This is a genomic window from Halomonas saccharevitans (genome assembly GCF_032333995.1).
Taxonomy (GTDB): Bacteria; Pseudomonadota; Gammaproteobacteria; order Pseudomonadales; family Halomonadaceae; genus Halomonas; species Halomonas saccharevitans.
In genome coordinates this window covers 71,523-93,623 of the sequence record NZ_JAVXUR010000004.1, presented here as the reverse complement: position 1 = coordinate 93,623, position 22,101 = coordinate 71,523, and the positions used below count along the sequence as shown (strand labels likewise).

General features: G+C 68.4%; 19 protein-coding genes. 9 read left to right on the top strand and 10 right to left on the bottom strand.

What is annotated here, in order from left to right:
* The first annotated feature begins 198 nt into the window (after nucleotides 1-198).
* From map to RSO68_RS10890, 7 genes are all read left to right on the top strand, one after another.
* A complete protein-coding gene (gene map / locus RSO68_RS10920) occupies nucleotides 199-990 on the top strand; it encodes a type I methionyl aminopeptidase (protein ID WP_089850252.1) in 792 nt (263 codons plus the stop codon).
* A gap of 9 nt (nucleotides 991-999) precedes the next feature.
* On the top strand, nucleotides 1,000-3,681 hold the full coding sequence (locus RSO68_RS10915) for a [protein-PII] uridylyltransferase (RefSeq protein ID WP_315586618.1): 2,682 nt from the start codon (nucleotides 1,000-1,002) through the stop codon (nucleotides 3,679-3,681).
* 142 nt (nucleotides 3,682-3,823) lie between these two features.
* Nucleotides 3,824-5,083 (top strand): succinyldiaminopimelate transaminase, encoded by a 1,260-nt coding sequence (gene dapC / locus RSO68_RS10910; RefSeq protein WP_315586617.1) that lies wholly within the window; start codon nucleotides 3,824-3,826, stop codon nucleotides 5,081-5,083.
* Entirely contained in the window at nucleotides 5,077-5,415 is a 339-nt protein-coding gene (locus tag RSO68_RS10905; protein ID WP_089850247.1) for a Spx/MgsR family RNA polymerase-binding regulatory protein, read from the top strand. The genes dapC and RSO68_RS10905 overlap by 7 nt, the downstream gene beginning before the upstream one ends.
* A 41-nt stretch (nucleotides 5,416-5,456) precedes the next feature.
* A complete protein-coding gene (gene dapD, locus RSO68_RS10900) occupies nucleotides 5,457-6,482 on the top strand; it encodes a 2,3,4,5-tetrahydropyridine-2,6-dicarboxylate N-succinyltransferase (RefSeq protein WP_089850245.1) in 1,026 nt (341 codons plus the stop codon).
* Nucleotides 6,469-7,641 (top strand): succinyl-diaminopimelate desuccinylase, encoded by a 1,173-nt coding sequence (gene dapE / locus RSO68_RS10895; RefSeq protein ID WP_315586616.1) that lies wholly within the window; start codon nucleotides 6,469-6,471, stop codon nucleotides 7,639-7,641. Before dapD ends, dapE begins: the two co-directional genes overlap by 14 nt.
* 7 nt (nucleotides 7,642-7,648) lie before the next feature.
* Nucleotides 7,649-8,035, top strand: a complete 387-nt coding sequence (locus RSO68_RS10890; protein ID WP_315586615.1) for a hypothetical protein — start codon at nucleotides 7,649-7,651, stop codon at nucleotides 8,033-8,035.
* Between the two features lie 210 nt (nucleotides 8,036-8,245).
* On the opposite strand, the gene RSO68_RS10885 is transcribed toward RSO68_RS10890, so the two are convergent.
* Nucleotides 8,246-8,710, bottom strand: coding sequence for a cold-shock protein (locus RSO68_RS10885; protein ID WP_089850238.1), 465 nt, complete (start codon nucleotides 8,708-8,710; stop codon nucleotides 8,246-8,248).
* Between the two features lie 99 nt (nucleotides 8,711-8,809).
* Here RSO68_RS10885 and RSO68_RS10880 point away from each other — a divergent pair, with 99 nt between their 5' ends.
* Nucleotides 8,810-9,055, top strand: coding sequence for a SlyX family protein (locus RSO68_RS10880; RefSeq protein WP_315586614.1), 246 nt, complete (start codon nucleotides 8,810-8,812; stop codon nucleotides 9,053-9,055).
* 173 nt (nucleotides 9,056-9,228) lie between these two features.
* On the opposite strand, the gene trxB is transcribed toward RSO68_RS10880, so the two are convergent.
* Both trxB and RSO68_RS10870 read right to left on the bottom strand, forming a co-directional pair.
* A complete protein-coding gene (gene trxB, locus RSO68_RS10875) occupies nucleotides 9,229-10,179 on the bottom strand; it encodes a thioredoxin-disulfide reductase (RefSeq protein ID WP_315586613.1) in 951 nt (316 codons plus the stop codon).
* A gap of 136 nt (nucleotides 10,180-10,315) precedes the next feature.
* Nucleotides 10,316-10,525, bottom strand: a complete 210-nt coding sequence (locus RSO68_RS10870) for a CPXCG motif-containing cysteine-rich protein (RefSeq protein WP_089850234.1) — start codon at nucleotides 10,523-10,525, stop codon at nucleotides 10,316-10,318.
* Nucleotides 10,526-10,709: 184 nt separating this feature from the next.
* Between RSO68_RS10870 and acnA the strand changes: the two genes are divergently transcribed.
* On the top strand, nucleotides 10,710-13,454 hold the full coding sequence (acnA, locus tag RSO68_RS10865) for an aconitate hydratase AcnA (protein ID WP_315586611.1): 2,745 nt from the start codon (nucleotides 10,710-10,712) through the stop codon (nucleotides 13,452-13,454).
* Nucleotides 13,455-13,750: 296 nt separating this feature from the next.
* On the opposite strand, the gene RSO68_RS10860 is transcribed toward acnA, so the two are convergent.
* From RSO68_RS10860 to mutM, 7 genes are all read right to left on the bottom strand, one after another.
* Nucleotides 13,751-15,430 carry an NAD-dependent malic enzyme gene (locus RSO68_RS10860; RefSeq protein ID WP_315586610.1) on the bottom strand — a complete coding sequence of 560 codons (1,680 nt, stop codon included), beginning with the start codon at nucleotides 15,428-15,430 and terminating at the stop codon, nucleotides 13,751-13,753.
* Nucleotides 15,431-15,563: 133 nt separating this feature from the next.
* The gene (locus RSO68_RS10855) at nucleotides 15,564-16,772 is read right to left on the bottom strand and encodes a YeeE/YedE family protein (protein WP_315586609.1); all 1,209 of its coding nucleotides are present in this window, start codon (nucleotides 16,770-16,772) and stop codon (nucleotides 15,564-15,566) included.
* A gap of 170 nt (nucleotides 16,773-16,942) precedes the next feature.
* Nucleotides 16,943-17,968, bottom strand: a complete 1,026-nt coding sequence (gene trpS, locus RSO68_RS10850) for a tryptophan--tRNA ligase (protein WP_390882403.1) — start codon at nucleotides 17,966-17,968, stop codon at nucleotides 16,943-16,945.
* A 315-nt stretch (nucleotides 17,969-18,283) separates the two neighbouring features.
* Complete coding sequence (gene ald / locus RSO68_RS10845; RefSeq protein WP_315586608.1) at nucleotides 18,284-19,399, bottom strand: alanine dehydrogenase; 1,116 nt, start codon at nucleotides 19,397-19,399, stop codon at nucleotides 18,284-18,286.
* 226 nt (nucleotides 19,400-19,625) lie between these two features.
* Nucleotides 19,626-19,952 carry a putative signal transducing protein gene (locus RSO68_RS10840; RefSeq protein ID WP_315586607.1) on the bottom strand — a complete coding sequence of 109 codons (327 nt, stop codon included), beginning with the start codon at nucleotides 19,950-19,952 and terminating at the stop codon, nucleotides 19,626-19,628.
* A gap of 6 nt (nucleotides 19,953-19,958) precedes the next feature.
* The gene (locus tag RSO68_RS10835) at nucleotides 19,959-21,152 is read right to left on the bottom strand and encodes a class I SAM-dependent rRNA methyltransferase (RefSeq protein ID WP_315586606.1); all 1,194 of its coding nucleotides are present in this window, start codon (nucleotides 21,150-21,152) and stop codon (nucleotides 19,959-19,961) included.
* A 31-nt stretch (nucleotides 21,153-21,183) separates the two neighbouring features.
* Nucleotides 21,184-22,020 carry a bifunctional DNA-formamidopyrimidine glycosylase/DNA-(apurinic or apyrimidinic site) lyase gene (gene mutM / locus RSO68_RS10830; protein ID WP_315586605.1) on the bottom strand — a complete coding sequence of 279 codons (837 nt, stop codon included), beginning with the start codon at nucleotides 22,018-22,020 and terminating at the stop codon, nucleotides 21,184-21,186.
* Between the last annotated feature and the right edge of the window lie 81 nt (nucleotides 22,021-22,101).

The following is a 22,101-nucleotide window of genomic DNA, read 5'->3' as shown; positions in this document are numbered from 1 at the left end:
CCGGTGCATGTGTGTTTTCAAGGCATTGCATTGATTGACGCACTCCCTCGTGCCTCGCCGAGGTGCCGATGGACCGACATGGGCTCCGCGATTGCAGGAAAGCGCGCAGCTTTATACCATGGATGGCCTCCAAGATGAAGTCACCCGCTCCCCGTCCCTGCCGTTTTCCGGGCGGCCCCACCGCTGATTCGAGATTCCATGAACGTACCCATCAAGACGCCCGACGAGATCGAGAAGATGCGCGAAGCCGGCCGCCAGGCCGCCAGCGTGTTCGAGATGATCATCCCGCACGTGAAGGCCGGCGTGAGCACCGGCGAACTCGACCGGCGCTGCCACGACTTCATCGTCAACGAGCTCGGCTCGACCCCCGCGCCGCTGAACTATCACGGCTTTCCCAAGTCGATCTGCACCTCGATAAACCACGTGGTCTGCCACGGCATCCCCGATGACGCCAAGAAGCTCAAGAAAGGCGACATCATGAACATCGACATCACCGTGAAGACCGCCGACGGCTATCACGGCGACACCAGCATGATGTTCATCGTCGGCGAAAGCATCCAGGGCGAGCGCCTGTGCCGCGTCACCCAGGAGTGCCTCTACCGCAGCATGGCCCTGGTGCGCCCGGGCGCGCGCCTGTCCGAACTGGCCCGCGCCATCCAGTCCCACGCCGAGGAGAACGGCTACTCGGTGGTGCGCGACTTCTGCGGCCACGGGATCGGCGCCGGCTTCCACGAGGACCCGCAGATCCTGCACTACGACGGCTACGCCCCCGAGGCCGATATCGCCCTCGAAGAGGGCATGTGCTTCACCATCGAGCCGATGATCAACGTCGGCAGCCACCAGACCAAGGTGCTGCGCGATGGCTGGACGGCCGTGACCAAGGACAAGGGCCTCACCGCCCAGTGGGAGCACACGCTACTGGTCACCGCGACGGGGGTCGAGGTGTTGACCGCGCGTAGCGACGAAGACCTCTCCTTCCTCGACCGCTGAGTCGACGCCATGCTGCTGCACCACTATCGCTTCGTGCCCGACCAGAGCCTCTTCGACGTCGAGGCCTTCCGGGCCGAACTCGCCGGCGAGCGTTCCCCCATCGCCCCCTTCAAGGCGGCGCTGCGGAGCATCCAGGCCCGCCTCGACGAGCGCTTCCGCGCCGGTGCCGACATCCGCGATCTGGTGCACGGCCGGGCCTGGTGCCTGGACCGCCTGCTGGCCATCGCCTGGGAGCAGCACGACTGGCCCGACGAGGGCGTGGCGCTGCTCGCCGTGGGGGGCTACGGCCGCGGCGAGCTGCATCCCCACTCCGACGTCGACCTGCTGCTGCTACTCGAGGCGGACGACGACGCGCCCTACCGCGAGCCGCTGACCGCCTTCATCACCTTCCTGTGGGACATCGGCCTGGAGATCGGTCACAGCGTGCGCTCGCTCACCGACTGCGAGCGCGAGGCCGAGGCCGACGTGACGGTGATCACCAACCTGCTCGAGACCCGCACCCTGGCCGGCCCCGAGCGGCTGCGCGAGGCGATGCAGGCGCGGCTTGCCACCGACCGGCTATGGCCGGCGGATCGCTTCTTCGAGGCCAAGTGGCAGGAACAGATCAGCCGCCACTACCGCTACAACAACTCCGAGTACCACCTCGAGCCCAACATCAAGAGCTCACCCGGCGGGCTACGCGACATCCAGATGATCGGCTGGGTGGCCAAGCGCCACTTCGACACCCAGCGCTACGAGGACCTGGTCGCCGGCAGCTTCATGAACGATGCCGAGCTGCGCATCCTGAGCCAGGGCCAGGCCTTCCTGTGGCAGGTCCGCTACGCCCTGCACATGCTCACCGACCGGGCCGAGGATCGGCTGCTGTTCGACCACCAGCGCACCATCGCCGAGCTGTTCGGCTTCCGCGACACTCCGGAACGCCTGGCCGTCGAGCAGTTCATGAAGCGCTACTATCGCCACGTCACGGCGCTGGCCGGGCTCAACGACATGCTCCTGCAGCACTTCGACGAGGCCATCCTGCACGCCGGCCAGGCGCTGCCCACGGTGCCGCTCAACGAGCGCTTCGAGATCAAGGGCGGCTACATCCAGGCGCGCTCGCGCAACGTCTTCCACAAGCGCCCCTCGGCGCTGCTCGAGCTCTTCCTGCTGATGGCCGAGCATCCGGAGATCGAGGGCGTGCGTGCCGCCACCATCCGCCTGCTGCGCGACAATCGCCACCAGATCGACGATCTCTATCGCGACGACCTGCGCCACCAGAGCCTGTTCATGGCCCTGCTGCGCTCCGGCGGCAACGTCGCCCGCCAGCTCAGGCGCATGAACCGCTACGGCCTGCTCGGCAAGTACCTGCCCGAGTTCGGCCAGGCCGTGGGGCTGATGCAGCACGACCTCTTCCACATCTACACCGTGGACGCCCACACCCTGCGCCTGCTCAAGTGCATCCACGGCTTTCGCAAGCCGGAGGCCCGCGAGGAGTACCCGGTGGCCGCCACCCTGATCCACCAGCTGCCCAAGCTGGAGCTTCTGTGGATCGCCGGGCTCTACCACGACATCGGCAAGGGCCGCGGCGGCGACCACTCGATCCTCGGCGCCCGGGACGCCGAGCGCTTCTGCGAGCGCCACGGGCTCTCCAGCCGCGACACCCGCCTGGTCAGCTGGCTGGTGGAGCACCACCTGATGATGTCCATGGTGGCCCAGAAGCGCGACATCACCGACCCCGACGTGATCGCCGAGTTCGCCCGCCTGGTCGGCGACGAGACCCGGCTCGACTACCTCTACGTGCTGACGGTGGCCGACATCAACGCCACCAACCCGACGCTGTGGAACGGCTGGCGGGCCTCGCTGCTGCGCCAGCTGCACGGCGAGACCAAGCGCGCCCTGCGCCGTGGCCTGGAGAACCCCCTGGAGCGCGACGACTGGGTGCAGGAGACGCGCAGCGAGGCCCACTCGCTGCTCGCCACGGTGGGCGCCGACATGGCCCGAGTCGACCGGCTCTGGGAGTCGCTCGGCGAGGACTATTTCTTGCAGTACGCGCCCAGCGAGATCGTCTGGCAGACCCAGGGCATCCTCGACCACGGCGCGAGCCAGCTGCCGCTGATCCTGATCAACGCCCCCACCGACGACATGGCCGAGGGCGGCACCAAGGTGTTCATCCACACCCGCTCGGTGGACGATCTGTTCGCCGCCACTGCCGCCGCCATGGACCAGCTGGGGCTGTCGATCCACGATGCCCGCATCGCCACCTCCAGCAACGACTGGACGCTGAACACCTTCATCGTGCTCGACGATCACGGCCAGGCGATCCGCGACCGCGAGCGCATCGCGGCGATCCGTCGCCACCTGGTGGAGGAACTCGACGATCCGGACGACTACCCGCAGATCGTCACCCGCCACACCCCGCGCCAGCTCAAGCACTTCCGCGTTCCTACCGAGGTCAGCATCGAGCAGGACCCGGCCAACGAGCGCACCCTGCTCGAGGTGGTCGCCCCCGACCGCCCCGGCCTGCTCGCCCGGGTCGGACGCATCTTCATGGAGCAGGACATCGCCCTGTCGGCGGCCAAGATCGCGACCCTCGGCGAGCGGGTCGAGGACGTCTTCTTCATCACCGACAAGGCCGGCGCGCCGCTCACCGATCCCGAGCGGCAGCAGCGGCTGCGTGAGCGGCTCATTGAGGTGCTCTCGGTCGCCGGATGAGCGCGAGGGGCGGCCGGCGTTTGAGGCCGCCCCGGGGCTTCCCTATAATCGACGCCCTCCCCGCCCGTGCGCCTCACCCCGTGCGGGGTCATCACCGATAACGACGCCGGCGCTCGAACGCCCAAGGCGCACCTGGACACCCATGAACCCCGATCTCGACGCCCTCAAGCCCTACCCCTTCGAGAAGCTCGCCGCCCTCAGGGCCGGCGTGACACCGCCCGAGGGGGTCTCGCCCATCTCGCTGACGATCGGCGAGCCCCAGCACGCGCCCTACGCCGCCGCTCTCGAGACGCTCGACGAGCACCGCCAGGCCTTCGCCCGCTACCCGGCCACCGCCGGCATCCCGGAGCTGCGTGGCGCCATCGCCGACTGGGCGACCCGGCGCTTCGGCCTGGCGGGCCTCGACGCCGACCAGCAGGTGCTGCCGGTCAACGGCACCCGCGAGGCGATCTTCGCCTTCGTGCAGGCGGCGCTGGATCGTAGCCGCCCGGCCCGGGTGGCCATGCCCAACCCGTTCTACCAGATCTACGAGGGGGCGACTCTGCTCGCCGGCGGCCAGCCGCTCTACCTGGACTGCCGCGCCGAGACGGGCTTTCGCCCGGATGTTGATGCGGTACCGGCGGAGACCTGGCGCGAGGTCCAGCTGGTGTTCGTCTGCTCGCCGGGCAATCCGACGGGGGCGGTGACGCCGTTCGCGGAGTTCAAACGACTGCTCGAGCTCGCCGACGAGCATGATTTCATCATCGCCTCCGACGAGTGCTATTCCGAGCTCTACCTGGACGAGGCCGCGCCGCCCCCCGGGCTGCTCGAGGCCTGCGCGCGCCTGGGCCGCCACGACTACCGGCGCTGCCTGGTGTTCCACTCGCTGTCCAAGCGCTCCAACCTGCCGGGGCTGCGCTCGGGCTTCGTGGCCGGCGATGCCGCGCTGATCGCGCCCTTCCGGCGCTACCGCACCTATCACGGCTGCGCCATGTCGCTGCCGCTGCAGCACGCCTCCATCACCGCCTGGAGCGACGAGGACCACGTGCGCGCCAACCGCGACGCCTACCGCGAGAAGTTCGCCGCGGTCACCGAGATCCTCGCCCCGGTGCTAGACTTCCCCGCCCCCGAGGCGGGCTTCTACCTGTGGCCCGCGGTGCCGGGCGGCGACGACTCGGCCTTCGCCCGCGCGCTCTACGCCGAGGAGAACGTCGGCGTGCTGCCCGGCAGCTATATGGGTCGTCCCGCTACCGACGACGGAATGGGTCGTCCCGCTATCGACGACGAAAGGGGGCGCCCGGGACACGATGGCACCAATCCCGGCGCCGGGCGCCTGCGCCTGGCCCTGGTAGCCGAGGTGGAGGCCACCGCCGAGGCCGCGCGCCGGATTCGCCGCTTCATCGAGAGGAGCCCCCGATGCTGACGCTCTATGTGATCAAGAACTGCGACACCTGCCGCCGCGCGCGCAAGGCCCTGGAGGGTGTGGGCATGCCCTTCCAGGTCCATGACCTGCGCGAGGACGGCCTCTCGGCCCCGCTGCTGGAGCACATCCTGCACCGGGTGCCGCTCATGGAGGTGCTCAACAAGCGCAGCACCACCTGGCGCCAGCTCGACGACGAGGAGAAGGAGAACCTCGACGCCAACTCGGCCCGCGAGCTGCTGCTGGCGCACCCCACCCTGCTCAAGCGACCGCTGCTGGAGAACGGCGACGAGATCCTCGTCGGCTACCGCGACGGCGACTACGACTCACTCTAGGGGCCCGAGTGCCCCTCCCCACGCTTTCAGAGGACACCCCCATGCTGAGCTTTGCACTCGGAATCGGCACCCAGAACACCCAGGGCGACTGGCTGGAGATCTACTACCCGACCCCGCTGCTCGGCCCGGACGCGAGCCTGGTGGCCGCCGCCGCCGAGGTGCTCGACGCCCCCGACGGCAACGCCGCGGTGAGCTTCCTGCCCGAGCAGTGCGGCGCGCTGGCCGGGGCGCTGCGTGACGCCGGCCACCCGGAACAGGCCGAGCTGGCCGAGACCCTGGCGGCCAGCCAGCGTCCGCTGGTGGCGATGTTCCTCGACGTCGATGCCCCGCCGCAGAGCGCCCCGGAGGTCTACCTCAAGCTGCACCTGCTCTCCCATCGCCTGGTCAGGCCCCACGGCCTGGATCTCACCGGCATGTTCGGCCTGCTGCGCAACATCGCCTGGTCCAGCGAAGGTGCGATCGACATCGAGGAGCTGCCGGCTCGTCGCCTCAAGGCTCGCCTGGAAGGGCGCCCGCTCTCCGTGGACTGCGTCGACAAGTTCCCCAAGATGACCGACTACGTGGTGCCGACCGGCGTGCGCATCGGCGACACCGCCCGGGTGCGCCTGGGCGCCTACCTCGGCGAGGGCACCACGGTGATGCACGAGGGCTTCGTCAACTTCAACGCCGGCACCGAAGGCCCGGGCATGATCGAGGGCCGCATCTCCGCCGGCGTGATGGTCGGCAAGGGCTCGGATCTCGGCGGCGGCTGCTCGACAATGGGCACTCTCTCCGGCGGCGGCAACATCGTCATCAAGGTTGGCGAAGGCTGCCTGATCGGCGCCAATGCCGGCATCGGCATCCCGCTGGGCGATCGCTGCACCGTGGAGTCCGGCCTCTACCTCACCGCCGGGGCCAAGGTCACCGTGCTCGATGATCAGGGCCAGGTCGCCAGCACCGTGGCCGCCCGCGAGCTGGCCGGCCAGGACGACCTGCTGCTGCGCCGCAACTCCCAGAACGGCCGCATCGAGTGCCTCACCAACAAGAGCGCCATCGCGCTGAACGAGGCGCTGCATGCCCACAACTGAGGCCGCCGAACTCTCGCCGACCCTGGCGCTCGCCTGCGAGCTGATCCGGCGTCCCTCGGTGACGCCGGATGACCTGGGCTGCCAGGCGCTGATGATCGAGCGCCTGGAGGCGCTCGGCTTCCACATCGAGCGCCTGCCGTTCGGCGACGTGGAGAACTTCTGGGCCACCCGCGGCCACCATGGCCCGCTGCTGGCCTTCGCCGGCCACACCGACGTGGTGCCGAGCGGCCCGCACCTGCACTGGGACACCCCGCCCTTCGAGCCCGTCATCGACGACGACGGCATGCTCAGGGGCCGCGGCGCCGCCGACATGAAGGGCAGCCTGGCGGCGATGGTCACCGCGGTGGAGCGCTTCATCGCGGCCCACCCGGATCATCACGGGCGGATCGGCTTTCTGATCACCTCCGACGAGGAGGGCCCGGCGGTGGACGGCACCCGCGCCGTGGTCGAGCACCTGCGCGAGACCCACGACCGCCTCGACTACTGCATCGTCGGCGAGCCCTCCTCCACCGACCGCCTCGGCGACGTCATCAAGAACGGCCGGCGCGGCTCGCTGGGCGGCGTGCTGCACGTCAAGGGCATCCAGGGTCACGTGGCCTACCCGCACCTGGCGCGCAATCCCATTCACCAGGCGATGCCCGCCCTGGACGCCCTGACCCACGAGCACTGGGACGAGGGCAACGCCTTCTTCCCGGCGACCAGCTTCCAGATCTCCAACCTCCGCTCGGGCACCGGCGCCACCAACGTCATCCCCGGCGACGTGGAAGTGGTGTTCAACTTCCGCTTCTCCACCGAGGTGACCCACGAGCAGCTCAAGACCCGCACCGAAGCGCTGCTCGATGCCCATGGCCTCGACTACCGGCTGGACTGGACGCTCAACGGCGAGCCCTTCCTGACCGCCGAGGGCGACCTGGTCGAGGCCGCCGTGGCCGGCGTGGAGGATGCCGTGGGGATCCGACCGACGCTCTCCACCTCCGGGGGCACCTCCGACGGGCGCTTCATCGCCACCCTGGGCAGCCAGGTGGTCGAGCTCGGCCCCTGCAACGCCACCATCCACCAGGTCAACGAGCGGGTGCGCGCCGCCGACCTCGACGACCTGAGCCAAGTCTACGAGGCAATCCTCGCACGGCTCTTCGTCAACGGCACGGCGCGGCCCTGAGGCACCCATGGAATCCTATCCCGATATCGAGATCTATCTGGCCCGCGGCGACATTGCGCGCCTGAACGCCTGGCTCGCCGAGGCCATCGGCGCCGAGGCGCTGGCCCCGGCCGGCAAGCGCCAGTGGCGCACCCGCGGCGGGACGGACGAGACGCCGGTGCCGGTGCTGCTGATGGAGAAGGCCGCCGACGGCTTCGCCAGCCTGTGGTTCGACAGCTCGCACACGCCCTGGGCGACGGACGCCGAGTGCGCCCGCGAGGCCGCCCGACGGCTGGAGTGCGAGGTGCGCTGCTCGCTGGGCGGCTGGCAGCCCGGCGACGATCCGGACCGCTTCCTGCAGGTGCTGCCCGACGGCACCGAGCGGCCGATCGACTGGCCCGACTCCGGCCAGTGAGCCCAAAACGACATCGCCCCGCTCGAGGCGGGGCGATGTCTACAGGCTTGCATCCAGCGGCCTTTCCAAGCCAGAAGCTGCCGAGCGATGACCAGGCTAGGCGGAAGTGCGGCGTGAGAGCGGAGTTTACGTTAGTAAATGAGCATCTCGACCGGGCTCGCGCGCGAGTCGCGCCTCCAACAACGCCTGGGCGAGCGCAGGCGCTTCGATTCACGTAATCACGGTGACGTCGTCGGCCTGCAGCCCCCGCTCATTCTGGATGACGTGGTAGCGCACCTTCTGGCCCTCGGCCAGGGTGCGATGCCCGCGCCCGCGAATGGCTCGGAAGTGCACGAAGACATCCTCGCCGTCGTCGCGGGTGATGAAGCCGTAACCCTTGTTGACGTTGAACCACTTGACCTCGCCGATCTCGCGATCGTCGTCCTCGACCTCGGCCAGGTTGACCAATTGCGGCGTCAGCGCGTTGAGCGCCAGGGTGGCGATCAGCAGCACCAGAAACACCGCGACCGCGGTGGCAAAATAGACCGCGGCAACGCCGCCGACCTCGAGACTGGCAAACAGCTCACGGGACAACACGCCGCCGGTGAGATGGACGAGCAGGGCGATCAGCAGCGGCGCCGGAGCGGCCAGCAGCAGGCTGATGAGACTGCAACGAAACACGACCTTTCGATTCATGGACCTGTAAAACTCTCTAGTAGTGGTGAAAGGAAGAAAGGGACCCTCATGCATGAAGGTGCCACGATGAACGGCGACACGCAGCACAAGGATTCTATCATGAGCGATGCAACGACGCCTGACGAGCTGGCCCGCCGCCTGGAGGCCCTCGAGAGCCGGATCGCCTACCAGGAGCACTGGCTCGACACCCTGGACGAGGCCGTGACCGGCCAGGAACGGCGCCTGACCCAGCTCGAGCGGATCAATGCGCTGATGCAGGAGCGGCTGCGCGACCAGCAGCGGACACTGCAGGAGGGCGATGCGGCGGCCTCCCGCCCCGAGGACGAGCGGCCGCCGCACTACTAGCCACAAGCGCCGAGCGCCGAGCGCCGAGCGCCGCAGAATCATCGCTTAGGCCCGGCTTGCATCAACCATTGACCCCGCTGGCTTTCACAACCAACGGGGTCAATGTTGTTTCAGCACCAACAACTCTGCGGGCACTTGTCAGCTTGGCGCTCGGCGCTTACGACTTGGCGCTATCAGAGCTCGTCGAGGTAGCGCTCGGCGTCCAGCGCCGCCATGCAGCCGGTGCCGGCGGACGTCACGGCCTGGCGGTAGACATGGTCCATGACGTCGCCGGCGGCGAACACGCCCGGCACGCTGGTGGCGGTGGCGTTGCCCGCAAGGCCGGACTGCACCCGGATGTAGCCGCCGGCCATCTCCAGCTGCCCCTCGAAGATGCCGGTGTTGGGGCTGTGGCCGATGGCGATGAACACCCCCGGTGCCTCCAGCTCCCTGGTCTCGCCGGTCTCGGTGGAGCGAAGCCGCACGCCGGTCACGCCGCTGTTGTCGCCCAGCACCTCGTCGAGGGTCTGGTTCCACTCGAGCACCACGTTGCCGTTCTCGGCCTTCTCGAAGAGCTTGTCCTGGAGGATCTTCTCGGCGCGCAGGCTATCGCGTCGATGCACCAGGGTCACCTTCGAGGCGATGTTGGAGAGGTAGAGCGCCTCCTCCACCGCGGTGTTGCCGCCGCCAACCACCACGACCTCCTGCTTGCGATAGAAGAAGCCGTCGCAGGTCGCGCAGGCCGAGACGCCCTGGCCCATGAACGCCTGCTCGGAGGGCAACCCCAGGTAGCGGGCGCTGGCGCCGGTGGCGATGATCAGCGCATCACAGGTATAGGTGCCGCCATCGCCCTTCAGGGTATAGGGCTTCTCACGCAGCTCGACCTCGCTGATGTGATCGAACAGCACCTCGGTGTCGAAGCGCTCGGCGTGGCGCTTCATGCGCTCCATCAGCTCGGGGCCCTGAACGCCTTCGTCATCGCCCGGCCAGTTGTCGACATCGGTGGTGGTGGTCAGCTGACCGCCGGCCTGGATACCGGTGATCAGCAGCGGCTTGAGGTTGGCGCGGGCCGCATAGACGGCCGCCGTGTAGCCGGCGGGGCCGGAGCCGAGGATGATCAGGCGTTCGTGACGCGCGTCGCTCATGGAATGACCTCGTGGAGTCGGGAGTGGCACAGTGGGCTGGGCGATGCCGACGCATGCCGGCATGGCTCAGGCCGCTGGGGCCAGTGCGGTGAGCCCGACGATGCGATGTTCTTGCGGCCCCGGAGAGCAGCGCCGACTAGAGCACGTCGTCGTCACGCCCCAGCGAAAGCGAGTCGAGCTCGCCGCTGACCGGCGAGACATCGATGCGCAGCTGGATCGGGGCACAGCACCGCGGGCAATCTTCCCAGGTGGCGTGACTGCCCTGGGAGAGATCGACCAGCAGGTCGAACGGCGTATCGCAGTAGGGGCAGTGCACCTCCCGCGACTCGAGCTGTTCCTCGTTCATTCGACGTTCACCGCCCTCGTGTGATGTTGCAGCAATATGGAGGGCCAGGCCCGCCATTTCAAGGGCGTCCGGCCACTGCCGGTCCCGGGCAGCGCTTGAAAACGCCTTCTATCATGACCATGTACCGAGGAGGTGCCAGGATGGTGCCCCCTACTCCCCGCGATGCGAAAGGAGGACAGACAGCATGAGCAACGACTCCCTACCGGATACCATGGAGACGCTGGACGCCGGCGGCCATACCTACCACTTCCACAGCCTGCCCAAGGCCGCCGAGGCGCTCGGCAACATCGACCGCCTGCCCAAGACGCTGAAGATCCTGCTGGAGAACCAGCTGCGCTTCGCCGATGACGATAGCGTCGAGCGCGAGGACCTGCAGGCGCTGGTCGACTGGCAGCAGCAGGGCCACTCCGATCGCGAGATCGGCTATCGTCCGGCCCGGGTGCTGATGCAGGACTTCACCGGTGTGCCCGGCGTCGTCGACCTGGCCTCCATGCGCGCCGCGGTGGAGTCGCTCGGCGAGGATCCCGCCCGCATCAACCCGCTCTCCCCGGTGGACCTGGTCATCGATCACTCGGTGATGGTCGACAAGTTCGGCAACCCCACGGCGTTCAAGGACAACGTGGCCATCGAGATGGAGCGCAACCACGAGCGCTACGAATTCCTGCGCTGGGGCCAGCAGGCCTTCGACAACTTCCGCGTGGTGCCGCCCGGCACCGGCATCTGCCACCAGGTGAACCTGGAGTACCTGGGCCAGACCGTGTGGACCAAGGAGCAGGACGGCAAGACCCTGGCCTACCCCGACACCCTGGTCGGCACCGACTCCCACACCACCATGATCAACGGCCTGGGCGTGCTCGGCTGGGGCGTCGGCGGAATCGAGGCCGAGGCGGCCATGCTCGGCCAGCCGGTCTCGATGCTGATTCCCGAGGTGGTCGGCTTCAAGCTCACCGGCAAGCTGCGCGAGGGCATCACCGCCACCGATCTGGTGCTGACCGTCACCGAGATGCTGCGCAAGAAGGGCGTGGTGGGCAAGTTCGTCGAGTTCTACGGCGACGGCCTCAAGGACCTGCCGCTGGCCGACCGCGCCACCATCGCCAACATGGCGCCGGAGTACGGCGCGACCTGCGGCTTCTTCCCGGTGGACGACGAGACCCTCACCTACATGCGCCTGACCGGCCGCGACGACGCGCAGCTGGCGCTGGTCGAGGCCTACAGCAAGGCGCAGGGCCTGTGGCGCGAGCCCGGCGATGAGCCGATCTTCAGCGACACCCTGGCGCTGGACATGACCGAGGTCGAGGCGAGCCTGGCCGGCCCCAAGCGGCCCCAGGACCGGGTCACCCTGAAGGACATGAAGACCACCTTCGCGACGCTGCTGGCCGACAACGGCGACAAGGCCACGGAGGAAGAGCAGGGCAACTGGCAGTCCGAGGGCGGCCAGACCGCCGTGGGCGTCGAGGAGAGCTACGAACACCACACCAGCCAGGACGTCGACCTCGACGGCAAGAGCTTCAAGCTCAACCCGGGCGCCGTGGTGATCGCCGCCATCACCTCCTGCACCAACACCTCCAACCCCAGCGTGATGATGGCCGCCGGCCTGCTGGCCAGAAAGGCTCGCGAGAAGGGGCTCACCACCCAGCCCTGGGTCAAGACCTCGCTGGCGCCGGGCTCCAAGGTGGTCACCGACTACCTGGCAGCCGGCGGCGTGCAGGAGGACCTGAATGCCTTGGGCTTCAACCTGGTGGGCTACGGCTGCACCACCTGCATCGGCAACTCCGGCCCGCTGGCCGAGCCCATCGAGGAGGCCATCAACGGCAGCGACATGACCGTCGCCTCGGTGCTCTCAGGCAACCGTAACTTCGAGGGCCGCGTACATCCGCTGGTCAAGACCAACTGGCTCGCCTCGCCGCCCCTGGTGGTCGCCTATGCGCTGGCCGGTAACGTTCAGCGCGACCTGACCCGCGACCCGCTGGGCACCGACCAGGACGGCGAGCCGGTGTTCCTCAAGGACATCTGGCCGAGCCAGGCGGAGATCGCCGAGGCCGTGGAGCAGGTCAACACCGAGATGTTCCGCAAGGAGTACGCCGAGGTCTTCGACGGCGACGAGGTCTGGAAGGCCATCGAGGTACCGCAGAGCAAGGTCTACCAGTGGTCCGAGGACTCCACCTACATCCAGCACCCACCCTTCTTCGAAGGCATGGGCCGCACCCCCGAGGCCATCGAGGACGTCAAGGACGCCCGGGTGCTCGCCATGCTGGGCGACTCGGTGACCACCGACCACATCTCCCCCGCCGGCGCCATCAAGCCCGATAGCCCCGCCGGGCGCTACCTGCAGGAACACGGCGTCAAGCCGGTGGACTTCAACTCCTACGGCTCGCGGCGCGGCAACCACGAGGTGATGATGCGCGGCACCTTCGCCAACGTGCGCATCAAAAACGAGATGCTCGACGGCGTGGTCGGCGGCGAGACGCGCCACGTGCCGAGCGGCGAGCAGATGGCGATCTACGATGCCGCCATGCAATACCAGCAGGAAGGCACACCGCTGGTGGTGATCGCTGGCAAGGAGTACGGCACCGGCTCCAGCCGCGACTGGGCGGCCAAGGGCACCCGCCTGCTCGGCGTGCGCGCGGTGCTGGCCGAATCCTACGAGCGCATCCACCGCTCCAACCTGATCGGCATGGGCGTGGTGCCGCTACAGTTCCCGGAGGGAGAGAGCCGCACGACGCTGGGCCTGACCGGTGACGAACAGGTCTCCATCGAGGGGCTCGGTGAGCTCACGCCCGGCGGCAAGGTCAAGGTGACCATCAAGAGCGACAAGGGCGAGAAGAAGATCGAGGCGCTGTGCCGCATCGATACCGCCAACGAGCTGGAGTACTACCGCCACGGCGGCATCCTCCACTACGTGCTGCGCAAGATGATTGGGTCGGCCTGACACCAACGGGCGAGAGGCTGTCGGGGACAGGCCTAAGAGGGGGTCCGATGCCAAGGGTGAGGAGGATTCCTCCGAACGGGCTGGCCATGGATGGCCAGCACCGGCCCTGCTAGCGGAGCAGGATGCGAAAGTGACGCAGGGCATCGGTAGCGCCCAGGGGTGGGGTCACAGCGCCTCATCGATGGTCCGGCACCCCCGGGCCTGTCGCCGAAAGAGCCCGAGCCCTTCCACCATGACGAGCAACGAAAAGGCCCCGCCGGAAAACCGGCGGGGCCTATTTCATGCCCGGAATCCGCTCAGAAGGAGCGGCGACGATAGCGCCGATACTCCGGCGTCCAGCTGTTGCGCTCGATGGCCTGGCGCAGCTTGATGCCGTTGGTCTTCAGCGCCACGCCCTCGCCCTGGGCCTGGGCGGCGACGTCGAAGGCGATCGCCTTGGAGAGCTCGCGAATCTGTGAGAGCGGCGGCAGCAGCGCGCCCTTCCCTTCCTTGACCAGCGGCGCCTCGCGGGCCAGCGCTCGGGACGAGGCCATCAGCATGGCATCGGTGACCCGCTTCGCCCCGGCCGCCACCACGCCCAGGCCGATGCCCGGGAAGATGTAGGCGTTGTTGCACTGGGCGATGGGAATGCTCCGGCCGTCGTGCTCGACCGGCGGGAAGGGACTGCCGGTGGCGACCAGGGCCTGGCCATCGGTCCAGCGGATCACGTCCTCAGGCACCGCCTCGGCCCGGGAGGTGGGGTTGGAAAGCGGCATGATCAGCGGCATCTCGCAGTTGGCGTGCATGGCGCGCACCACCTCCTCGGTGAAGATGCCCGGCATGCCACAGACCCCGATCAGCACCGTGGGTTCGATCCGGCGTACCACCTCGAGCAGCGACTGGCCTTCCCACTCGGCCACCAGGGCCGGGTCGTGGGCGAGGCGCCCCTGGAATTCGCGCAGCCAGGCCTGCTCATTGGTGACCAGACCCTCGCGATCGACCATGTAGATGCGCGAGCGCGCCTCCTTCTCGGTCAGCCCCTCGGCCTGCATGGCCACCACCACCTGCTCGGCGATGCCGCAGCCGGCGGAGCCGGCGCCCACGAACACCACTCGCTGCTGGCCGATGCCCTCGTCGCGCGCCTGGCAGGCCGCCATCAGGGTGCCCACCACCACCGAGGCCGTGCCCTGGACGTCGTCGTTGAAGCAGCACAGCTGGTCACGATAGCGATCCAGCAGCGGCAGGGCGTTGGCCTGGGCGAAGTCCTCGAACTGCAGCAGCGCGTTCGGCCAGCGGCGCTTAACCGCGGTGATGAACTCCGCCATGAAGGCGTCGTACTCTTCCTGAGAGACCCGCCGGTGGCGCCAGCCCATGTACATGGGATCGTCGAGCAGCGCCTGGTTGTTGGTGCCCACGTCGAGCATGATCGGCTGGGTATAGGCCGGGCTGATACCGCCACAGGCGGTGTAGAGCGCCAGCTTGCCGATGGGGATGCCCATGCCGCCGATGCCCTGGTCGCCCAACCCCAGGATGCGCTCGCCGTCGGTGACCACGATCACCTTGACGTTGTCCTTGGTGGAGCTCCTGAGGATGTCGTCCATGCGATCGCGGTCGGGATAGGCGATGAAGAGACCGCGGTGGTTGCGATAGATGTTGGAGAACTCCTCGCACGCCTTGCCGACAGTGGGGGTGTAGATGATCGGCAGCATCTCCTCGAGATGCTCGGAGACCAGCCGGTAGTAGAGGGTCTCGTTGTCGTCCTGGATCGCCCGCAGGTAGATGTGCTTGTCGAGGTCGTTCTGGCACTGGCTGTACTGTCGATAGGCCCGTTCCGCCTGTTCCTCGATGGTCTCCACATTCTGTGGCAGCAGCCCGATCAGGTTGAACTCCAGGCGCTCCTCACGGGTGAAGGCACTGCCCTTGTTGAGCAGCGGCATCTCGAGCAGCGGTGGACCGGCATAGGGAATGTAGAGGGCGCGCTTGTGTTCGATGGTCATCTCTCGCCTCGATAGGGTGACTGGAACGGGCCGTTGGCGCTCTACCGGCGCCTTTGGCGACACTCTACCACGCCGAAAACAACGACGCCCCGGCCGGGGGCCGGGGCGCCTTGGATGCAGACGAAAACGCGGCTCAGCAGCCCTTCGCTGTCGACACCCGGGCGGCACGCCCGTCGAAGAAGAAGGGCCGCAGTTTGACCCCGAGCATGTTGCCCGCGAAGGCCGCCACCAGCCACACCCAGCCATGCAGGCTGCCGGAGGCGATGCCGCCAAAATAGGCGCCGATGTTGCAGCCGAACGCCAGGCGAGCCCCGTAGCCCAGCAGGATGCCGCCGATCACCGCGGCGAGCACCGAGCGCGCCGGGATGCGCAGGCTGGGGGCGAACTTGCCGGCGAGCGACGCTGCCACCAGGGCGCCGACCATGATGCCGACGTTCATCACCGTGGTGATGTCCCCCCACACGCTGGCCTCGAGCGCCCTGGCGTTCCATGGGGCCTGCCAGTAGCCCCACTGGCCGACGTCGCCGCCCAGCAGCTCGAAGCCCTTGGCGCCCCAGAGCGCGAAGGCCGAGGTCACCCCCCAGGGGCGGCCGGCGAGCGACAGGGTGGCGAAGTTGAGCAGCGCCAGCGCCACGGCGCCGGCCAGCAGCGGCCAGGGGCCGGTGAGCCAGCGCCGATTGCCGACATCGACCCGAGGCGCCTGCTCCAGCTGGCCGTGGCGGCGACGCTCCATCACCACGGTAAGCCCCGCGATGGCGGCGAACAGCGCAACACTGATCGCGATGCCGCCGCCGGCACCGGCGGTCTTGACCAGCGAGACCGGCTGGAAAGCTGGCAGGCTCTGCCACCAGGCGAAGTGGGCCGTGCCGATCACCGAGCCGACCACGAAGAACAGCAGGGTGATCAGCATGCGGGCGTTGCCGCCCCCGGCCGTGAACAGGGTACCGGAGGCGCAGCCGCCGCCCAGCTGCATGCCGAGCCCGAACAGGAAGGCGCCGACGATCACCGACACGCCGATGGGCGCCACGAAACCGGTGACGGACTGGCCGAACAGGCTGCCGTCCGAGAGCGCTGGGAAGAACAGCGCCACGGCGATGGCCAGCATCAGCATCTGCGCGCGCAGGCCGCGGCCACGACGCTCGGTGATGAAGACCCGCCAGGCGGAGGTGAAGCCGAAGGCGGCGTGGTAGAGCACCATGCCGAGCAGCCCCCCCACCACCATCAGCCCCCCTATACGGGCGCCGAAGGCGCTGCCCACGGCCAGCGCTCCCAGCAGCAGGCCGGCGGCGGCGAGGGTCGGCAGGGTCAGACGGGAGCGCCGCGACAGGGCGAGTTCACTCATGACGGAGCCTCCGGAGGCGTCTGGATCAGTGGTCAGGTTAGCGCGCAGACTAACGAATCCGGGGCAGAACGTGAAATCATCGTATGGATGGTTTTCATTCGATCCGGCAATAAAAGAGCCGGGCCCACAAGGGGCCCGGCCCGAGGCCGTGAGCATGGCTCAGGCGACGCTCAGACGAAGCGGCCGAGCCCCGCCGCCTGGCGCAGGCGATCCATGAAGGGCGCCGCCTCGGCACGGGCCCGCTCGGCGCCCTGGAGCAGCACTTGCTCGATATGACCGGGATCCTCCATCAGCCCCTGATAGCGCTCGCGGGGCTCGCGCAGCTGCTCGTTGAGCAGCTCGAAGACACGGTTCTTGGCCTCGCCCCAGCCGATGCCGTTGGCGTACTCGCCACGCATGGCCTTGGTCTCGTCGGCCGTCGCGAAGGCCGAGAAGATCTGGAACAGCGTGCAGCTCGCCGGGTCCTTGGGCTCGCCGGGCTCCAGGGAGTTGGTCTTGATCTTGCGCACCAGCTTCTGGAGTTTCTTCTCGGAGGCGAACAGCGGGATGGTGTTGTCGTAGCTCTTGGACATCTTGCGTCCATCGAGGCCGCCCAGCACCTCGACCTGCTCGTCGACCACCGCCTCGGGCTGGGTGAAGTACTGCCCCTTGTAGAGGTGATTGAAGCGCCCGCCGATGTCGCGCGCCATCTCGATGTGCTGGATCTGGTCGCGGCCCACCGGCACCTTGTGAGCGTTGAACATCAGGATGTCAGCCGCCATCAGCACCGGATAGCCGAACAGCCCCATGGTGATGCCCTTGTCCGGATCCTGATTGCCGGCGGCCTCGTTCTCGGCCACCGCCGCCTTGTAGGCGTGGGCGCGGTTCATCAGGCCTTTGGCGCAGACGCAGGAGAGCATCCAGGTCAGCTCCGGGATCTCCGGCACGTCCGACTGGCGGTAGAAGATGGCGTTATCGGTATCCAGCCCCAGCGCCAGCCAGGTGGCGGCGATCTCCAGGCGCGACTCCTGCACCCGCCGCGGATCCGGGCACTTGATCAGCGCATGCAGGTCGGCGAGGAAGTAGTAGGACTGGACGGACGGATCCTGGCTCGCCGCAATGGCGGGCTTGATCGCCCCCACGTAGTTGCCCAGGTGGGGCGTGCCGGTGGTGGTGATGCCGGTGAGGACACGGGTCTTGTCGGACGGTGCGATCATGAAAGCGGGACTCTGCTGACTCTCGAATGGCCGCTATGGTAACGCGAGGCCCCGGTCAAGGCGACCGGGGCGGGTTGAACCGGCACAAGCCCTGATCCGCGGCTTTTCCGGCGATAGGCCTCCAAGGAGGCGCTGTGAAACCCTCCATGGGCGCTACCGACGCCCTGCGGCGCTCTCGCATCCTGCTCCACTTGCAGGCCCGGTGCTGGCCATCCATGGCCAGCCCGTTCGGAGGAATCCTCCTCACCCCTGGCGTAGGACCTCCTTTACGGCCTATCCCCGGCGCCGCTTGCCTCGGTGGTGCACGCAGAGGTATCAGCCCAACAGCTTATCTGGCACGATGTACTCCAGTCCAAAAGCCTCGGCTACCGCCTGGTAGGTGACCTGGCCGTCATGGACGTTGAGGCCGGCGGTGAAGTGCGGGTCGTCGGCCAGGGCCTGCCGCCAGCCCTTGTCGGCCAGCGCCCGCACGAACGGCAGGGTGGCGTTGGTCAGCGCCTGGGTGGAGGTGCGCGCCACGGCGCCGGGCATGTTGGCCACGCAGTAGTGCACGACGCCATCGACGATATAGGTCGGCTCGGCGTGGGTGGTGGGCCGGCTGGTCTCGAAGCAGCCGCCCTGGTCGATGGCCACGTCCACCAGCACGCTGCCCGGCTTCATCTCGGCAAGCATCTCGCGGGTGATCAGCTTGGGCGCGGCGGCGCCGGGAATCAGCACGGCACCGACGATCAGGTCGCACTCGCGCACCGCCTCGTCGATGGCGTCGGCGGTGGAGAAGACGGTCTTCATGCGCCCCTGGTAGCGATCGTCCAGGGTCTCGAGGCGCGGGATGGAGGTGTCGAGCACCGTGACCTCGGCGCCCAGGCCCAGCGCCATGCGGGCGGCGTTCTCGCCCACCACGCCGCCGCCGATCACGGCCACCTTGGCCGGGGCTACGCCGGGCACGCCGGGCAGCAGCACGCCGGCCCCGCCCTGAGCCTTCTCCAGGCTGTGGGCGCCCGCCTGCACGGCCATGCGGCCGGCCACGGTGCTCATCGGCGCCAGCAGCGGCAGCCCGCCCTGACGATCGGTGACGGTCTCGTAGGCGATACAGGTGGCGCCGCTCTCCATGAGGCCGCGGGTCAGCGTCTCCTCGGCGGCCAGATGCAGGTAGGTGAAGAGCGTCTGGCCCTTGGCGAGCCGGGCGACCTCCTCGGCCTGGGGCTCCTTGACCTTGAGGATCAGCTCGGCCTCGCCCCAGACCTTCGCCACATCGGCCTCGAGGCGAGCCCCGGCGGCCTCATAGGCGGCGTCATGGAAGCCGGCGCCCTCGCCGGCCCCGGCCTGCACGGTGACCGCATGGCCACGGCCGACAAGCTCCCGGGCCCCCGAGGGGGTGAGGGCGACGCGGTACTCGTGGTTCTTGATTTCCTTGGGCACGGCGATCTGCATGGCACGCTCCTGCGTTGGGTGACGGAATCGGTGTTCCCCCATTACAGCACAGGCAGTCGATACACGAAGAGTCCACGCAAAAGAACAAAAAGGATGAGTAGACACCGGCTTTTTCACCGGAAAATCTTCTAGGAGAGAAGGCGTCTACAGAAAACCCTGTGGCCAGGGCCGAGCGGCAGTGACGATCACGCGGAGAGACGGGCATCTTCCCTGCCCGCGTGACGCGCTAGTCCCATCCCTCCCGGGTGGCACCGCAGTGCCAGCAGGTATCGAAGGCGCCCTCGAGGCGCTCGCCGCAACCGCTACAGGTCCAGGCCGGGCGCTCGCTTCCCCCATGGAGGGCCTGGCGGATCAACGCCTCGGCCCGCTCGCGGTTGTGGGCCGCCACCCAGACCTCCGGCTCGCACTCGCCCAGCGGCAATTCGCCGGCGCCGCCGCCCAGGGTCAGGTTGCGCAGCGCCACCGGAATGCCGGCCGCGGTCAGCACGTTATGCACGTGACTGACCAGCAGCGCATTGGAATGGGCGAAGGCGCGAACGTAGCCGGGCACCATCGCGAGCTAGTCCCGGAAGACGCGCACGCCCAGGGCCTTCAGGTAGGCGGTCTCGGGGATCGCCGGATGCACCGGATGATCCGGCCCCTGATGGCCCTGGAAGAGAATCTGGCCCTGGCGGTCCTGATGGCGCACCGCGCCGCGCACCACGTCCACCAGGCGCTCCGGCGCCAGGTGCATGGAGCACGAGGCCGAAAGCAGCAGGCCGTCGCGGCCGAGCAGGCGCATCGCCTCGCGGTTGAGCTTGCCGTAGGCACGCTCGCCGTTGGGGATGTCCTTGCGCTTGCGGATGAAGGCCGGCGGGTCGAGGATCACCACGTCGAACTCCTCTCCCTCGGCCTTGAGGGCGGCGAGCACCTCGAAGGCATCGCCTTCGCCCACCGACACCTGCTCATGCAGGCCGTTGAGGGTGGCGTTCTCGGCGACCCGCTCGAGGGCCGCGCCGGAGGCATCCACGCAGAACACTTCGCTGGCACCGCTGGCCGCGGCCTGCACGCCCCAGCCGCCGATGTAGCTGAACAGGTCGAGCACTCGCTTGCCGCCGACCAGGCCATTGAGCCAGGTGCGGTTGACCCGGTGATCATAGAACCAGCCGGTCTTCTGGCCATCGAGCACCGGCACGACGAAGCGCACGCCGTTCTCCTCCAGCAGCACCTGGTCGGGCAACTCGCCCTTCACCACCTCAATGTTCGCCTCGAGGCCCTCCTGGCGACGCCCGCTGGTGTCGTTACGGAACACCACGGCCGCCGGCGAGAGCACCTTCTCCAGGGCATCCAGCAGCTCGTCGGCTACGGCCTGCATGCCGGCGGTATTGAGCTGGACCACAACGACGTCGCCGAAGCGGTCGATGATCAGCCCCGGCAACAGGTCCCCCTCGCCGTGCACCAGGCGGTAGAAAGGCTTGTCGAAGAGCCGCTGGCGAAGGGCCAGCGCCTGGTTCAGGCGGTGCACCAGCAGCGAGCGGTCGAGCTCCTGCTTGGGATCGCGGGAGACCATCCGCGCGCAAATCAGCGAGTGCGGATTGACGTAGGCCACGCCCATGCCCTTGCCGTTGGCCGCCTCGACCACCACCTGCGTGCCGGGAACGATGTCCTTGAGTGGCGTGGCCTGGATGTCGATCTCGTTGGAGTAGAGCCACAGATGGCCGGCCTTGAGGCGACGGTCGGCATTCTTCTTCAGGCGCAGGGTGTGCTGGGTCATGAGGGGTCTCGCAAGGGAAAGAGGGGATCGATCAGGTCTGGCACTGGCCGCAGAACACGCTGGCCCGCTGCCCCAGGGTCACCAGGCGCAGCTCGGCGCCGCAGCGTCGGCAGGGCTCGCCGTCGCGACCGTAGACGTTGAGGCGCTGCTTGAAGTAGCCGGGCTCGCCGGTGCCGCCGACGAAGTCGCGCAGGGTGGTACCGCCCTGGGTGATGGCGGCCGCCAGCACCTCGCGAACTGCCGCGGCGAGGCGGTCGAAGCGCTCCCGGGAGATACGCCCGGCGGCCCGGCGCGGGTCGATGCCGGCCAGGAACAGCGCCTCGGCGGCGTAGATGTTGCCCACCCCCACCACCACGGCGTTGTCCATCAGGAAGGGCTTCACCGCGAGGCGCCGACGGCGGGACAGGTCGAAGAGCCGGCCACCGTCGAAGGCGTCGGAGAGCGGCTCCGGCCCCAGCCGGGCGAGCCGCGGGTCCGCTGTCGAGTCCTCGGCGAGCCAGTCGACGAAGCCGAAGCGGCGCGGATCGTGATAGCGCAGGATGCCGCCATCGTCGAGCACCAGATCGATGTGGTCATGCTTCTTCGGCAGCTCGCCGAGGCGGGCGAGCCGCAGGCTGCCGGACATGCCCAGGTGCCAGAGCAGGGTGCCCACCGAGTCGCCAGACTCCGAATCCACCAGCGGCACCAGCAGGTACTTGGCGCGGCGCGCGAGAGCGCCGATCCGCGCCCCGACCAGGCGCTCGACCATATCCACCGGCACCGGTACGCGCAGGCGGACCTGGCGGACGATCACCTCGGTGATCTGCCGGCCCTCCACGTGGGGCGCGATGCCGCGGCGGGTGGTCTCGACTTCGGGCAGCTCGGGCATGGTCTCGTCCGGAGAAGCGAGGATACGCAAGAACCCGACCATCGGGCCGGGTTCAGGCTGACAGGCTCGTACCTGCGGCGG